We start from the raw sequence: 14,119 nt of genomic DNA on the forward strand, positions 1-14,119 counted from the left end.
ATGAGACACATGAACAGCATCCCCCTAGGCCCTGTAATCAAATGACTTTCAGAACCCGCTTCGCCCCATCCCCGACTGGCCCTTTGCATCTGGGTCATGCCTATTCCGCGTTTCTGGCGCATGACATGGCACAGGCGGCAGGCGGGGTGTTCCTGTTGCGGATCGACGATCTGGACCGGTCCCGCTCGCGCCCCGAATGGGAGGAGCAGATTTATGACGACCTGCACTGGCTCGGTTTGACATGGCCAACCCCTGTTTTGCGCCAGTCCGAGCGCCTGCCCCGGTATCGGGAGGCGCTTGAAATCCTGTGGGATCAGGGGCTTCTCTACCCATGCGCATGTAGCCGTGCCGATATCCGCGCCGCTGCCTCGGCCCCGCAAGAAGGCGCGCCGCTGCACGGCCCTGACGGGGTGGTCTATCCGGGCACCTGCCGCCCCGCCACCCCGCCCACCGGCCCGATGCCCGACAAACCGCTGCGGCTCGACATGGCCCGCGCGCTGGCGCGTCTGAACGGGCCGGTTGCGTTCACCGAAACCGGCAGCGGCCCGGATGGCGAAACCGGCCAGATCACCCCGCAGGATATGGGTGCCACCGTGGGCGACGTGGCGCTGGCCCGGCCCGGCATGGGGGCCTCCTATCACCTGTCCGTCGTGCTGGACGATGCCGATCAGCAGGTCAGTCACGTGATCCGTGGCCAGGATCTGTTCAGCGCCACGCAGATTCATGTCGTCCTGCAACGCCTTCTGGGCCTGCCGACGCCGATCTATCACCACCACCGCCTGATCCGCGACGATACCGGCAAGCGACTGGCCAAGCGCGACGACGCCCGCGCCATCGCCACCTACCGCGCCGAAGGGCGCAGCCCGCAGGATATTCGTGACATGGTAGACCTTTAGGCGGCGAACCTCACGTTAGCGACGTGACCCACAGGATCGTTGCATCCTCGTCGCTCACCGACACCACGTTATGCCCCATCGTCGCGTCGTAATAGGCGCTGTCGCCCCGGCGCATCTCGATCGGCTCGTAGAATTCCGTATACAGCCGGATCACCCCGGTCAGCACATACAGGAATTCCTCGCCGTCATGACGTACCCAGCCATCGAATTCCTCGACGCTGCGCGCCCGGATACGGGCGCGATAGGGCATCATGCGTTTCTTGGTCAGGGTTTCGGCCAGCAATTCATGCTCATAGGTGGCGGTGGCCTGCTGCTGCCCCTCGCCCGCCCGTGTCATCGACATCCGCCCGCTGATCTGCTCGCGCTGCGGCGGGGTGAACAGTTGTGGCACGGAAATCTCCAGCCCCACCGCCAGCTTTTTCAGCGCGTCATAGGTGGGCGACATCTGCCCGTTCTCGATCTTCGACAGGGTCGAGCGCGCCAGCCCCGCCTGACTGGCCGCCTGTTCCAGCGTCCAGCCCCGCGCCTTGCGCAGCTCACGCACCCGTTCGCCAAGGTTCAACGGCTCCGCCGTTTCGTCGCGGCCAGTCTCGCGGGCCACGCGGATCAGGTTCTGAGGTGTCGTTCGCTGCATAAGCCGTTCCTATAAGAGCACTCAGCCCCACTTGCAACTGAGGGACGCGCGGCCTAATCCCTGCCTATGCTCGCCGAAACCCATACCGTCCCGCATCCACCCTGCCCCGCGCCGTTCAATCTGGCGGCCCATGTGCTGGCCCATGCCGACGATACCCCCGACAAGGTGGCGCTGGCCATCCTGCGGCTCTCCGGCGCCGAACGCTGGAGCTATGCGCGCCTCAAACAGGCGGTGCTGGGCACCGGCACGGGATTGTTGCAAACCGGGCTGAAACCGGGCGACCGGGTGCTGATGCGGCTTGGTAATACCGTTGAATTTCCCATTGCCTATCTGGGGGCCATCGCCGTGGGGCTGGTGCCCGTGCCCACCTCGTCGCAACTGACCGCGCCGGAGGTGGCCGGAATGATCGCCACGCTGAATCCGGCGGTCATCCTGCTTGGCCCCGGCATCGCCTACCCGGAAACCGATGTGCCCATCATCGACCAGCCCGCGCTGGAGGAGATGCGCGACCTGCCCCCGGCCGAATGGGACATGGGCGATCCCGACCGCATGGCCTATATCATCTACACCTCCGGCACGTCGGGCGTGCCGCGCGCTGTGTGCCATGCCCATCGCGCCATCTGGGCGCGCCAGATGATGATCGGCGGCTGGAGCGGTCTGAATGCCGACGACCGTCTGTTGCACGCCGGTGCGTTCAACTGGGCCTATACGCTCGGCACCGGGCTGATGGACCCCTGGACCGTGGGCGCCACCGCTCTGATCCCCGAACCGGGTATTGCGCCCGCGCAACTGCCACTGCTGCTGAAACGCCATGACGCGACGATCTTTGCCGCCGCGCCGGGCGTCTTTCGCAAGATGCTTGGCCCCGACGCAACGCTGTCGCTGCCCAAACTGCGCCACGGGCTGGCCGCGGGCGAGAAACTGTCGGACAACATCCGCCATCATTGGGAGGACGCGACCGGCACCGCCATACACGAAGCCTATGGCATGTCCGAATGCTCCACCTTCATTTCGGCCAGCCCCGACCACCCGGCCAGCCCCGGCACTCTGGGCCGCCCGCAACCGGGCCGCCATGTCGCCATTGTCGGCCCCGACGGTCCCGTCGAGATCGGGCAGGAAGGCACCATCGCCATTCACCGCAGCGATCCGGGCCTGATGCTGGGCTATCTGAACGCACCCGAGGATACTGCCGCTCGGTTTCAGGGCGACTGGTTCCTGACCGGCGATCAGGGCATGATGGACGATAGCGGCGACATCGCCTATCTGGGCCGCGCCGACGACATGATGAACGCGGGGGGCTTTCGCGTCTCGCCGCTCGAAGTCGAAACCGTCCTCAATCGCTACCCGGACATCACCCAGGCCGCCGTCACCGATATCGAGGTCAAACAGGACACCCGCCTGATCATGGCCTTCTACACCGCGCCCAACCCGGTGGACGCCGACGCCCTGAACGCCTATGTGCAGGAGAACCTCGCCGCCTACAAGCGCCCGCGTGGCTATTTCCATGTGGAAAGCCTGCCCACCGGCGCGAACGGCAAACTGCTGCGGCGGGAATTGCGTCCGATTTACGAGGCCCTGAATGGTCAAGCTTGATATCATCTCCGATCCGATCTGCCCTTGGTGCTATATCGGCAAGACCTTGCTGGATGCCGCCCTCAGGGATCGCCCAAACCACCCGTTCACGATCCACTGGCATCCGTTTCAGCTCAACCCCGACATGCCGCGCCAAGGCATGGACCGCCGCGCCTATCTCGAAGCCAAGTTCGGCGGCAAGGACGCCGCGGTGCAGGCTTATCTGCCAGTGGTGGAAAAGGCTGCCGAGGCCGGTCTGGACATTGATTTCGAAGCGATCAAACGCACCCCGAATACGCTCGACGCCCATCGACTGATCCACTGGGCGGGTATCGAGGACCGCCAGACCGCCATGGCCATGGCGCTGTTTCGGGCCTATTTTCAGGACGGGCGCGACATCGGCGATCACGATGTTCTGGCCGATCTGGCCGACGGTCTGGAAATGGACGCCGCCGTGGTGCGTCGCCTGCTGGCCTCGGACGCGGATGAGAACGCCATTCGCACCAGCGATGCGCAGTTTCGCGAAATGGGTATCTCCTCGGTGCCCACCTTCATCGTCAATGGCCAGCACGCCGTGCCCGGCGCACAGCCGCCCGACCTGTGGCTCAAGGTGATCGACGAGATCACCGCGCAGCTCGACCAAGCGGCGGGCGAAAGCTGATCATGAAAGGCACCAAGGCCATAACGCTGATTGGGCTGCTGCTGGCGCTGATCGGCGGCGGCACGGTGTTCTTCCACCATGTCGAAGGCTGGAGCTGGTTGGACAGCTACTTTTTCACCGTCGTCACCCTGTCCACCGTCGGCTATGGCGAACTGGTTCCGGCCACGCCGATGGGCAAGATCGGCACGACGGTCTTTATCGGCCTCGGCCTCGGCATATTTGCCATCGCGATCCAGCAATTCGGCAAGTTCGCCGTCAGTAAACACGAAATGCGCGCAAGGTTGCGAACCACGCATGACGAACATCGCAAATGGCCCGGCGAAGACGGCCAGCATGGCAAGGCCGATTCTGAAAGTCCGGGGCAATGACCGGGCAATCCCGGCTGGGCCGGGTGGAATTCGTGGCGATGATGGCGATGCTGGTGGCAACGATCGCCTTCTCCATCGATTCCATGCTGCCCGCCCTGCCCCAGATCGGCGCGGAACTGACACCGCAGGCGCTGAACCGCGCGCAGCTGGTGGTGACATCCTTCATCCTGGGCCTCGGCATGGGCACCCTGTTCACCGGGCCGCTGTCGGACAGTTTCGGGCGCAAGCGGGTCGTCCTGACCGGCGCGGGCGTCTATATCTTCGGCGCCGCACTGGCATGGGCCGCTCCGACGCTGGAGTTGATGATCGCCGCGCGGATCGTTCAGGGCCTCGGGGCTGCGGCGGCGCGCATCGTCGCTCTGGCCATCGTGCGCGACCTGTATTCAGGCCGCGACATGGCCCGGCTGATGAGCTTTGTCATGATGGTGTTCACCCTTGTTCCGGCAATTTCGCCGCTGGCGGGCAGCGTGGTGATTGACCTTGCCGGGTGGCGCATGATCTTCGTGTCCTTCATCGTTTTCGCCCTGGCCAGCAACCTGTGGCTGGCGCTGCGGCTCGACGAACCCCTGCCGCCACAGGCGCGCCGCCCCTTCCGCCGCGCCGCCATGGCGCTCGCCCTGCGCGAGGTGCTGTCGCATCGCACCGTGCGCCTGTCGATCGCGGTGCAGATGCTGTGCATGACGACGCTGTTCTGTTCGATTTCGATGATCCAGCAGGTTTTCGAGGCCTTCTTCGATCGCGCCGACAGCTTTCCCGTCTGGTTCTTCATGATGGCCATGATTGCCGGGCTGTTCAGCCTGTTCAATGCGCGGGTCGTGATGCGCCTTGGCATGCGGCGCATGGTGGCCGCTGCGCTGTCGGTGCAGATCGTCCTGACCGGGGGCATGGTGCTGGCGTTCTGGTTCGGCCTGCTGCCGCCCGCTTGGCAGTTCCCCCTCTATATCGCGTGGCAGACCAGCGTCTTTGCCCATGCGGCGCTGACCCTTGGCAATATCAACGCGCTGGCGATGGAACCGCTCGGTCATATCGCGGGCATGGGCGCAAGTGTGATCGCGGCCATCGCCACCGTGGGGTCGGTGGTGCTGACCGTGCCCGTGGGGCTGATGTTCAATGGCACGCCGATGCCGCTCTTCGTGGCGGTCCTGATCGCGGTCGCGGTCGCCCGAGCTTTGATGACCCGTCTGGCCCACTCCGAGGAATACGCCGTCTGATCTGAAAACTTTTTCAGTATACTGTCGCATACCATCTTTCCCGTACCAGCGGATTGCGCTATGACGCGGGCAAGTCCCGAGTCTTCGCCCCACCGCGCCGACACCGGCCGGGGGACCGGCGAAGGCCCAACCAAGACCCTACCGCCTGCCCGCCCGCATGACTCCGGGGTGTGCAGACCAGTCCAAAACCTGATCGAAAGGGATCACAGATGGCCAATACTTCCAATCCCGACATCATCTACACCAAGGTCGACGAAGCGCCCGAACTCGCCAGCGCCTCGCTCCTGCCGATCATTCAGCGCTTTGCCGCTGCGGCGGGCGTCTCGGTGGGCACCAAAAATATCTCGCTCGCGGGCCGCATCCTGGCCGCCTTCCCGGAATCGCTGACCGAGGATCAGCGCATTTCCGACGATCTGGCCGAACTGGGCGAACTGGTCAAAACCCCCGACGCCAACGTGATCAAACTGCCCAACATTTCCGCCTCGGTGCCCCAACTGGTGGCCGCCGTGAAGGAATTGCAGGATCAGGGCTTTGCCATCCCCGATTACCCTTATGAGCCCTCAAGTGACGCCGAAAAGGACGCCCGTGCGCGCTACGATGCGATCAAGGGCTCGGCGGTAAACCCCGTCCTGCGCGAAGGCAACTCCGACCGCCGCGCCGCCGCCGCGGTCAAGAAATTCGCCCAGAACAACCCCCACCGCATGGGCGACTGGAGCGCTGACAGCAAAACCCGCGTGGCCTCGATGTCGGGCGGCGATTTCTTCTCCAACGAAACCTCGGCAACGCTCGACAAGGCCGCGACCGCAAAGATCGTCCTGACCGCCGCCGACGGCTCGGAAACCGTGCTCAAGGACGGCGTCAGCTATCCCGCAGGCACCGTCGTCGATGCCACCTACATGAGTGCACAGGCGCTCGACGCCTTCCTTGCCGACGAGATCGAGAAAACCAAGGACGAGGGCGTGCTGTTCTCGCTGCACATGAAGGCCACGATGATGAAGGTCTCCGACCCGATCATCTTCGGCCACGCCGTCCGGGAATGGCTCAAGCCCGTCTTCGAGAAATACGGCGACCAGATGAAGGACCTGGGCGTGAACCCCAATTCCGGCCTCGGCGACCTGCTGGAGCGTGTCAAGGATCAGCCCGAGATACTCAAGGCCATCGAAGAAGTCCGCGCCACCCGCCCGCCGATGTACATGGTCGACAGCGACAACGGCATCACCAACCTGCATGTGCCCTCGGACGTGATCATCGACGCCTCGATGCCCGCCCTGATCCGCGCCGGCGGCAAGGGCTGGGGCCCGGACGGCAAGGAACACGATGCCGTTTGCGTCATCCCCGACGACAGCTATGCGCCGGTCTATGACGAGGCCATCAAGTTCTTCAAAGCCAATGGCAAGCTGAACCCGGCCACCGCCGGAACCGTTCAGAACATCGGCCTGATGGCGCAGAAGGCCGAGGAATACGGCAGCCACCCGACCACCTTTGAAATCCCCGCCGACGGCACCGTGAAAATGGTTCTGGATGACGGCACCACCCTGCACGAGCACAGTGTGCAGGCGGGCGATATCTGGCGCTCGGCTTCGGCCCGCAAGGCCCCGATCGAGGATTGGGTGAATCTCGCCATCGAACGGCAGAAGGCCACCGGCTATCGCGCGATCTTCTGGCTGGATCAGGCCCGCGCCCACGATGCGGAACTGATCAAATACGTGAAACCCATCCTCGAAGCCAAGGGCGTGGCGGACAAGTTCGAAATCATGTCGCCCCGCGACGCCACCCGCGCCAGCTTTGAGACCATCACCAGGGGCGAAAACACCATCGCCATCACCGGCAACGTGCTGCGCGACTACCTGACCGACCTGTTCCCGATCCTCGAACTGGCCACCTCGGCCAAGATGCTGTCGATCGTGAAACTGATGAACGGCGGCGGGTTGTTCGAAACCGGCGCAGGCGGCTCGGCCCCCAAGCACGTTCAGCAGCTTCAGGCCGAAAACCACCTGCGGTGGGACAGCCTCGGAGAATTCTGCGCACTTGGCGAAAGTTTCAAGTTCCTGGCCGAGGCCAAGGGCAATGCCCGCGCCAAGGTGCTTGGCGAAACCGTCGAAACCGCGACACAGGGCATTCTGGACAATGGCCGCTCGCCCTCGCGCAAGGTGGGCGAACCCGACAACCGCGACAGCCATTACTGGTTCGCCCGCTACTGGGCCGAAGCCCTGGCCGCCCAGGGCGACGATGCCGATCTGGCACAGGAATTCGCCCCCGTCGCCAAGGCCCTCGCCGAGAACGAGGCGAAAATCACCGGTGAACTGGCTGCCGCACAGGGCAAACCCGCCGATATCGGCGGCTATTACCACCCCGACGCCGATAAACTGGCCGCGGTCATGCGCCCGAGCGCCACGCTCAACGCCATCATCGACTGAGCGAAACAATCAGGGCCGGTTCCACCGGCCGGCCCTGCCCCTGTCCGGCACGGGAAACCGGAAACTTAAAAAGTTTCCGGACCGAATTTTTTGCAGGAATTCGCCCTTCCGTGACCGCAGCCATGCGCCCACAGCGATTTCAGTCGAAATGAAACGTCGGCTCCGCTTTATTTAAGCGGTGTCCGGCCGCTGTTCCGGACCAGATACAACAATGTCTCTTGCGGATCGTATGTGCGCGGTTCATACCGCAGGCCGGTCACGATGCAGCCTGCCGGCTCCACCCGTTTCGACGCATCCTGACGCCACCAGCCATGTTCGCGTGGATTGTCGTAATACAGGTGGATGGCTACGACATAGGCATCATCCAGAAGTTTCTTCGCGCGCGCGGCACGCGATTGGGCATTGTCCGCAAGGCACTCGATCTCATAGGTCACGTCAAGAATGGCTGCCGGGCGCCCTCTCGGGACAGTGTTGTAACTCCCCTTCACGCCACGAAGATAGCTGTCATCCTGAAACGTAAAGGTCGAAGTGGCGGCACCTTCGGGAAAGAACGGCTCTTCAGGGGCGGACGTGGTACAGGCCGAAACGGCGAATGCCGTACCAAAAAGAATGCTATATTTCCACATACCAGCTTTCTACCAGTTACCGGAGCGGCATTGACGCTCGGATCAGTTCCGGGCAACGCAGTCCATTCATGTCGAATTCGATCGCCCGTCAGTTAGACCATCTAACGGCGCGCGTCCATCCCCCTGCCCGACATCGTTTTCCCGCCTGACAGCGCGTCGAACGGTGCCCATTTCCCGAATTGCACAGACTCCGAAAACCGCGTAGCACGGCCCCATATCCCAAACGCCGGAGCCGCGCATGACCAAGGTCTATCTTCTGCTGATTGTCGCCATCGCCGCCGAAACCATCGGCACCACCGCGCTTCAGGCCAGCCAGCAATTCACCCGGTTCTGGCCCTCGCTTCTGGCGATGGTCGGCTATGGCATCGCGATCTACCTTCTGGCCCTGACGCTGAAATATATCCCCGTGGGCATCGCCTATGCGTTCTGGGCGGGGCTGGGGATCGTGTTCGTCGCGATGATTGGCTTTGTCGTGTTCGGCCAGAAACTCGACCTGCCCGCCATCGTCGGCACCGGCATGATCCTTGGCGGTATCGTGTTGATTCAGCTGTTCTCCAACACCGCCCACCACTGACGCCGCGTCACACCTGGCCGAACTGCGCTTCCTGCCTGGCGCTCCAGCGCACGCTTAATTCGAACCCGTCTTCGGTCTGGCGTTCCTCTTCGACCAGCCCGCGCTCGTAAAGCCATGCGCGCTTGCGCCCCGCGTCGAACCCAAGGCGCAGCACGCTGACATGGGTGGCCTCGGTCACGCCCGCGGTGATCGCCTCGATCAGCGCGTCCATCCCCTCGCCGGTCACCGCCGACAGCGCCTGCACGTTGTCGCTGCGCGCAGCGCGGGTCAGCACCGCCTGCCGGGCCTCGTCATCCAGCCGGTCGATCTTGTTCCATACCTCGATCTGCGGCGTGGTTTCGCGCACGCCCAGACTGTCCAGAATGGCGCGCACATCGGCGGCCTGTTCCGCGGTCTCGGGATGCGAGATATCGCGCACATGCACGATCAGATCGGCGGCCAGCACCTCTTCCAGCGTGGCGCGGAAGGCCGCGACCAGTTCAGTGGGCAGATCGCTGATGAACCCCACCGTGTCCGACAGGATCACCTCGGGCCCGCCGCCGGGCAACTCGATGCGCCGCATCGTCGGGTCCAGCGTGGCGAACAGCATGTCCCTGGCCATCACCTCGGCCCCGGTCAGGCGGTTGAACAGCGTCGATTTGCCCGCGTTCGTATAGCCCACCAGCGCCACGATGGGGAACGGCACCTTGGCGCGCGACGCGCGGTGCAGCTCGCGCGTTTTCACCACCTTCTCCAACTGCCGCCGCAGGCGCACGAGTTGCTCGTCGATGGCGCGCCGGTCGGCCTCGATCTGGGTCTCGCCCGGACCGCCGACAAAGCCAAGCCCGCCGCGCTGCCGCTCAAGGTGGGTCCAGGCCCGCACCAGCCGCGTGCGCTGATAGCTCAGCGCCGCCATCTCCACCTGCAACACGCCCTCGCGGGTCGCGGCGCGATCGCTGAAAATCTCAAGGATCAGCCCGGTGCGGTCCAACAGCTTGACGCCCCAGGCCCGCTCCAGATTGCGCTGCTGCACGGGGCTGACCGGGCCATCGACCAGAACCAGCTCGATCTCGTCCGCCTCGATCCGGGTTTTCAGCTCTTCCAGCTTGCCCTTGCCGAACAGCATTCCGGGATGCGGCCTTGGCAGGCGCACCACATCGGCGCCGCACACCTCAAGCCCCGGCAGGGCCTCGGCCAGCGAAACGGCCTCTTCCAGGGCCAGTGCCGGATCGCGCCCCGATCCCGCCGAGAGGATATCGGGGTGCAATACCCATGCGCGTGTGTCTGCGTGGTCTGTGGTCTGCGTCAAGACGCGTCGTCACCCTCGTACAGGCTGACGGGCTGCGATGGCATGATCGTGGACACCGCGTGCTTGTAAACCAGTTGCGACTGCCCGTCGCGGCGCAGCAGGATACAGAAGTTATCGAACCACGTGATAACGCCCTGTAGTTTCACACCGTTGATCAGAAAAATCGTGACCGGGATCTTGGTCTTGCGTACCTGATTCAGAAATGCGTCCTGAAGATTTTGTCGATCAGATGCCATAGTCCATCAAAGCCTTTGTTCTTGCGCGCGCCACGGACTGGCGCGATGTATCCGTCTGCCTGAGTATGGAGTGCGTGATCACGAGTTTCCAGCCCAAAAATCAAATCGCTGCACGCCGATCCGGCAGGGATGCGCTCAATCCCGCCACAGCCCCGGATTGAACAGCGCAATGATCGCCAGCATCTCGAGACGTCCCAGCACCATCGCCCCGCAGATCACCATCTTCGCAGGGCTGCTCAGCGTCAGCAGTTCGATGGGGGTTTCCGCCGCGACGGTGATCAGCGGTCCGGTGGTCGACAGCGCCGCCACCGCCAGAACCACCGAGGATTCGAAACTCTGCCCCAGCCCGGCCAGCACCATGATGATCATCGACAGCGACATCGCGAACAGCATGAAGAAAATCCAGGCGATGAACGCCCCCTGCCGCCGGATGCGCCGCGTTCCGGGCCCCGAGCGCCCCACCGACGAGGGAAACACCATGCGCTCCATCTCGCGATGCGAATTCAGATAGAGCACATAGACCCGCAACAGCTTGACCCCGCCCGCCGTGGTCGCCACACCGCCCCCGATCAGAGACAGGCCCAGCAGGATCATCCCCGGCGTGCTCAGGCCCGACCAGTCCTGCGCGACATCCCATGAGGCGCTTTCGAATCCGGTGGTCGACAGGAACGACAGGGTCGTGAACAATCCTCCCCACAGCGCACCTGCCGCCAGCGACAGGTTTTCCACCTCGTCCACGTCGAAGGCCGCGATCCAGTGCCGCGCGAACAGCAGCAACGGCACCCCGAACACCAGAATCATGCCCAGCCGGAACTCGGGATCGTGATGCAGGCCCGGTCGCGCCGTGGTGACGGTGTCCGACGAAAAGGTCAGCCGCGACAGCGCGAACAGAAAGAACAGGAAAATCACCGCCTCGCCGCCGAATCCCGATCCGGCATGCTCGACTCCGCCGACCGCGGAAATCCCGCTGGTGGCTAGCGTCGACATGGCATGCACCACCGCCACCAGGGGCCGGTCACCCCCGATAACCAGCAAGAGCCACAGCGCGGCGGTCAAGCCGATATAGATCGGGGCCAGTTGCCGGGTGACCTGAGACAGCCGCTTGGCGGAACTGGCGCGCTCGAAGCGCACCGTTTCGGTGCCGAACTGTCCCGGCTCGCCGCTGGCCGTCACCTCGAACCCGCCAAGGTTCAGCGGCGCCAGCACCGCCGAGGCCGCAATCCACATCAGCAATCCGCCGAACCAGCCGACCATGCCGCGCCACAGATGCAAACTGTCGGTCAGCCGCCCCGCATCGGCGAACATCGTCGCCCCCGTCGTGGTCAGCGACGACACCATTTCGAAATAGGAATTGAGGAAACTGGTGGTGGCCAGCCCCTCGTAAAACGGCACGGCCAGGAACAGCGGCAGCACGGTAAAGGCCAGGAACAGCGACAACAGATCGTTCAGATCGCTGTTCAGGCGGCGCGGGTGATTCGACATCGCCAGCCCGATCAGCGCCACCAGCGCCAGCCCCAGGATACTGGAATAGGTAAAGGCCCGCGCGACGCTGAAATCGCCCTGCGCCAGCGCGTGCAGCCCCGGCAACAGCATCGCGGCAGCCGCAATCCCCGACAGGATCAGGATCAGCGGAAAGGACAGCAGCCGGGCAATCATGGGTCAGAAAAAATCAATCGAAACCTGAAGCAACTGTTCGACCTTCGCCACATCGTCGGACATCGCGAACAGGACGATCACATCGCCCGCGTCGATGCGCAGGCCGCCTGTCGGTTTGTGAATCTTCGATCCCTTCTGAATACCCCCCACCAGCACCCCTTCGGGAAAGTCGATCTCGCGGATGGTCGATCCCGCGATCCCCGAGGTCGACATGACCTCGGCCTCGATCACTTCGGCCTCGGCATCGCCGATGGAATAGACCGACCGCACCCGCCCGTGCCGGATATGGCGCAGGATCGAACTGACCGTGGTGGCGCGCGGGTTGATATAGGCGTCGATGCCCAACGGCTCCATCAGCGGAATCAGCGTCGGATCGTTGATCAGCGCAATGGCAAAGGGGCAGCCCTCGGCCTTGGCGCGCACCGCGGCCAGCATATTGGTCTTGTCGTCGTCGGTGACGGTCAGCGTGGCGTCCGCCCGCGCGATCCCGGCCTCGCTCAACAATGCCGAATCCAGCCCGTCGCCGTGCAGAACGATGGTCCGTTCCAGCGCGTCGGCGGCGCGTTCGGCATTGTGACGGTCGCGCTCGATGACCTTGGTGCGGGTGCGCGTGCCGCGCTCTTCGCAGGCCTGCGCCACCGCAAGACCGATATTGCCGCCCCCCACGATGACCAGGCGTTCCTGATTGTTCTGGGTCTTGCCGAAAACATCCAGCGTGCGCGGGATGTCTTCGAGCGGGGCAAAGATATACGCCTCGTCGCCCTCGAACAGCTGATCCCCCGCCTCGGGCGCAAACAGCCGCCCTTCGCGGCGGATCGCCAGAACCACCACCCGAAGGGTCGAGAAAAGATCGCTCAACTGCCGCAGCGGCGTGTTGAGAACCGGGCAATCCTCCTCCAGCCGCAACCCCATCAGTTGCGCCTTGTCCGCAAGGAACATCTCGGTATCGAACGCCGCAGGCGAGGCGAGCCGGCGCATCGCGGCCTCGGCGACCTCGCGTTCGGGGCTGATCACCACGTCGATCGGCATGTGATCACGCCGGTAAAGATCGGAATAAATCGCCGTCAGATAGGACTGGCTGCGCAGCCGCGCGATCTTGCGCTCCACCGAGAACACCGAATGCGCCACCTGACAGGTCACCATGTTGACCTCGTCGGAATAGGTGGCCGCGATGATCATGTCCGCATCGCGCGCCCCGGCCCGGTCCAGAACATCGGGATAGCTGGCAAAGCCCGCGATCCCCTGAACATCCAGCGTATCGGTGGCCCGGCGCACCAGATCCGGATTGTTGTCCACAACAGTGACATCGTTGCGCTCACCGGACAAATGGCGGGCGATCTGCCACCCGACCTGGCCCGCACCGCAGATGATGACCTTCATGTTTCATGCCTCACCCTGTCTGGACCCTGTGCATGACAGAAGGGGTATGCAGGGTCAATTGCTTTGTCCGCATCCCCAAACCGCGCTATCATCGGCGTATGACTCGCTCTTGCCTCCTTCTGTTCACGCTCGCGCTGTCCGTGCTTTCGGCCTGCGCGCCACCTCCGCTCTGGTATCGCTCCGGTATCAGCCCCACCCGGCTTTCGCAGGATCTGACCGCCTGCCGCGTCGCCGCGTTCGAAACCGTCCCCACCGAGATCAGGAGCCACTACATCCCTGCCGAGTATATCTCGCAGCCCGTCTGCTCCCCGTCCGGGCATTGCTATTGGCGGCGCGTGCTGGTCCGCCCGGCGCAATACGAGCGCTATGACGTCAACGCCGGTCTGCGTGAAGATGTCGTTCAGGCCTGCATGGCCGACAAGGGCTATACACAGGTCCGCCTGCCCGCCTGCCAGAGCGAGGGCGGCCAGAAGATCACCGTCAACACCGCCGCGCCGCTTCCGCCCCTGACCGATCAAAGCTGCGCCGTGCGGTTGAAATCGGGCGAGTGGCGGATCGTCACACCCTCGGAGGACTGACCGCAGGCAAGTGGTGCCGCCG

At 64.0% G+C, this 14,119-nt stretch carries 14 protein-coding genes; 8 read left to right on the forward strand and 6 right to left on the reverse strand.

The window, feature by feature from the left end; genetic code table 11:
• Window positions 1-41: 41 nt before the first annotated feature.
• A complete protein-coding gene (gluQRS, locus tag BUB53_RS00580; protein WP_073031539.1) occupies window positions 42-896 on the forward strand; it encodes a tRNA glutamyl-Q(34) synthetase GluQRS in 855 nt (284 codons plus the stop codon).
• Window positions 897-906: 10 nt separating this feature from the next.
• On the opposite strand, the gene BUB53_RS00585 is transcribed toward gluQRS, so the two are convergent.
• Entirely contained in the window at window positions 907-1,530 is a 624-nt protein-coding gene (locus tag BUB53_RS00585; RefSeq protein ID WP_073031541.1) for a helix-turn-helix domain-containing protein, read from the reverse strand.
• A 66-nt stretch (window positions 1,531-1,596) separates the two neighbouring features.
• On the opposite strand from BUB53_RS00585, the gene BUB53_RS00590 reads away from it, so the two are divergent.
• From BUB53_RS00590 to BUB53_RS00610, 5 genes are all read left to right on the forward strand, one after another.
• Entirely contained in the window at window positions 1,597-3,123 is a 1,527-nt protein-coding gene (locus BUB53_RS00590; RefSeq protein WP_073031542.1) for a class I adenylate-forming enzyme family protein, read from the forward strand.
• Complete coding sequence (locus BUB53_RS00595; RefSeq protein WP_073031544.1) at window positions 3,110-3,763, forward strand: DsbA family oxidoreductase; 654 nt, start codon at window positions 3,110-3,112, stop codon at window positions 3,761-3,763. The genes BUB53_RS00590 and BUB53_RS00595 overlap by 14 nt, the downstream gene beginning before the upstream one ends.
• Window positions 3,764-3,765: 2 nt before the next feature.
• Window positions 3,766-4,131 (forward strand): potassium channel family protein, encoded by a 366-nt coding sequence (locus BUB53_RS00600; protein WP_084728761.1) that lies wholly within the window; start codon window positions 3,766-3,768, stop codon window positions 4,129-4,131.
• Window positions 4,128-5,342 (forward strand): MFS transporter, encoded by a 1,215-nt coding sequence (locus BUB53_RS00605; protein WP_073031546.1) that lies wholly within the window; start codon window positions 4,128-4,130, stop codon window positions 5,340-5,342. The genes BUB53_RS00600 and BUB53_RS00605 overlap by 4 nt, the downstream gene beginning before the upstream one ends.
• A 209-nt stretch (window positions 5,343-5,551) precedes the next feature.
• Window positions 5,552-7,759 (forward strand): NADP-dependent isocitrate dehydrogenase, encoded by a 2,208-nt coding sequence (locus BUB53_RS00610; RefSeq protein WP_073031548.1) that lies wholly within the window; start codon window positions 5,552-5,554, stop codon window positions 7,757-7,759.
• A 167-nt stretch (window positions 7,760-7,926) separates the two neighbouring features.
• Here the strand turns inward: BUB53_RS00610 and BUB53_RS00615 are convergent, their stop codons facing one another.
• Complete coding sequence (locus tag BUB53_RS00615; RefSeq protein ID WP_073031550.1) at window positions 7,927-8,385, reverse strand: hypothetical protein; 459 nt, start codon at window positions 8,383-8,385, stop codon at window positions 7,927-7,929.
• Window positions 8,386-8,623: 238 nt separating this feature from the next.
• On the opposite strand from BUB53_RS00615, the gene BUB53_RS00620 reads away from it, so the two are divergent.
• Window positions 8,624-8,959: a DMT family transporter gene (locus BUB53_RS00620; protein ID WP_073031552.1), complete on the forward strand. Its 336-nt coding sequence runs from the start codon at window positions 8,624-8,626 to the stop codon at window positions 8,957-8,959.
• A gap of 7 nt (window positions 8,960-8,966) precedes the next feature.
• Here BUB53_RS00620 and hflX read toward each other — a convergent pair whose 3' ends face one another.
• From hflX to trkA, 4 genes are all read right to left on the reverse strand, one after another.
• Window positions 8,967-10,247: a GTPase HflX gene (gene hflX, locus BUB53_RS00625; RefSeq protein ID WP_073031554.1), complete on the reverse strand. Its 1,281-nt coding sequence runs from the start codon at window positions 10,245-10,247 to the stop codon at window positions 8,967-8,969.
• Window positions 10,244-10,483: an RNA chaperone Hfq gene (gene hfq / locus BUB53_RS00630; RefSeq protein WP_073031556.1), complete on the reverse strand. Its 240-nt coding sequence runs from the start codon at window positions 10,481-10,483 to the stop codon at window positions 10,244-10,246. The genes hflX and hfq overlap by 4 nt, the downstream gene beginning before the upstream one ends.
• 135 nt (window positions 10,484-10,618) lie before the next feature.
• Complete coding sequence (locus tag BUB53_RS00635; protein ID WP_073031558.1) at window positions 10,619-12,139, reverse strand: TrkH family potassium uptake protein; 1,521 nt, start codon at window positions 12,137-12,139, stop codon at window positions 10,619-10,621.
• Between the two features lie 3 nt (window positions 12,140-12,142).
• A complete protein-coding gene (trkA, locus tag BUB53_RS00640; RefSeq protein ID WP_073031560.1) occupies window positions 12,143-13,519 on the reverse strand; it encodes a Trk system potassium transporter TrkA in 1,377 nt (458 codons plus the stop codon).
• 98 nt (window positions 13,520-13,617) lie between these two features.
• Between trkA and BUB53_RS00645 the strand changes: the two genes are divergently transcribed.
• Window positions 13,618-14,097, forward strand: coding sequence for a hypothetical protein (locus tag BUB53_RS00645; protein WP_073031562.1), 480 nt, complete (start codon window positions 13,618-13,620; stop codon window positions 14,095-14,097).
• The last annotated feature ends 22 nt before the right edge of the window (window positions 14,098-14,119 follow it).

Source organism: Roseovarius pacificus (genome assembly GCF_900142665.1).
GTDB classification, from domain to species: domain Bacteria; phylum Pseudomonadota; class Alphaproteobacteria; order Rhodobacterales; family Rhodobacteraceae; genus Roseovarius; species Roseovarius pacificus.

What these genes read in the sequence shown, in the direction of transcription:
- gluQRS (WP_073031539.1), top strand. Translation starts at nt 42, where the DNA reads ATGACTTTCAGAACCCGCTTCGCCCCATCCCCGACTGGCCCTTTGCAT.
- BUB53_RS00585 (WP_073031541.1), bottom strand. Translation starts at nt 1,530, where the DNA reads ATGCAGCGAACGACACCTCAGAACCTGATCCGCGTGGCCCGCGAGACT.
- BUB53_RS00590 (WP_073031542.1), top strand. Translation starts at nt 1,597, where the DNA reads ATGCTCGCCGAAACCCATACCGTCCCGCATCCACCCTGCCCCGCGCCG.
- BUB53_RS00595 (WP_073031544.1), top strand. Translation starts at nt 3,110, where the DNA reads ATGGTCAAGCTTGATATCATCTCCGATCCGATCTGCCCTTGGTGCTAT.
- BUB53_RS00600 (WP_084728761.1), top strand. Translation starts at nt 3,766, where the DNA reads ATGAAAGGCACCAAGGCCATAACGCTGATTGGGCTGCTGCTGGCGCTG.
- BUB53_RS00605 (WP_073031546.1), top strand. Translation starts at nt 4,128, where the DNA reads ATGACCGGGCAATCCCGGCTGGGCCGGGTGGAATTCGTGGCGATGATG.
- BUB53_RS00610 (WP_073031548.1), top strand. Translation starts at nt 5,552, where the DNA reads ATGGCCAATACTTCCAATCCCGACATCATCTACACCAAGGTCGACGAA.
- BUB53_RS00615 (WP_073031550.1), bottom strand. Translation starts at nt 8,385, where the DNA reads ATGTGGAAATATAGCATTCTTTTTGGTACGGCATTCGCCGTTTCGGCC.
- BUB53_RS00620 (WP_073031552.1), top strand. Translation starts at nt 8,624, where the DNA reads ATGACCAAGGTCTATCTTCTGCTGATTGTCGCCATCGCCGCCGAAACC.
- hfq (WP_073031556.1), bottom strand. Translation starts at nt 10,483, where the DNA reads ATGGCATCTGATCGACAAAATCTTCAGGACGCATTTCTGAATCAGGTA.
- BUB53_RS00635 (WP_073031558.1), bottom strand. Translation starts at nt 12,139, where the DNA reads ATGATTGCCCGGCTGCTGTCCTTTCCGCTGATCCTGATCCTGTCGGGG.
- trkA (WP_073031560.1), bottom strand. Translation starts at nt 13,519, where the DNA reads ATGAAGGTCATCATCTGCGGTGCGGGCCAGGTCGGGTGGCAGATCGCC.
- BUB53_RS00645 (WP_073031562.1), top strand. Translation starts at nt 13,618, where the DNA reads ATGACTCGCTCTTGCCTCCTTCTGTTCACGCTCGCGCTGTCCGTGCTT.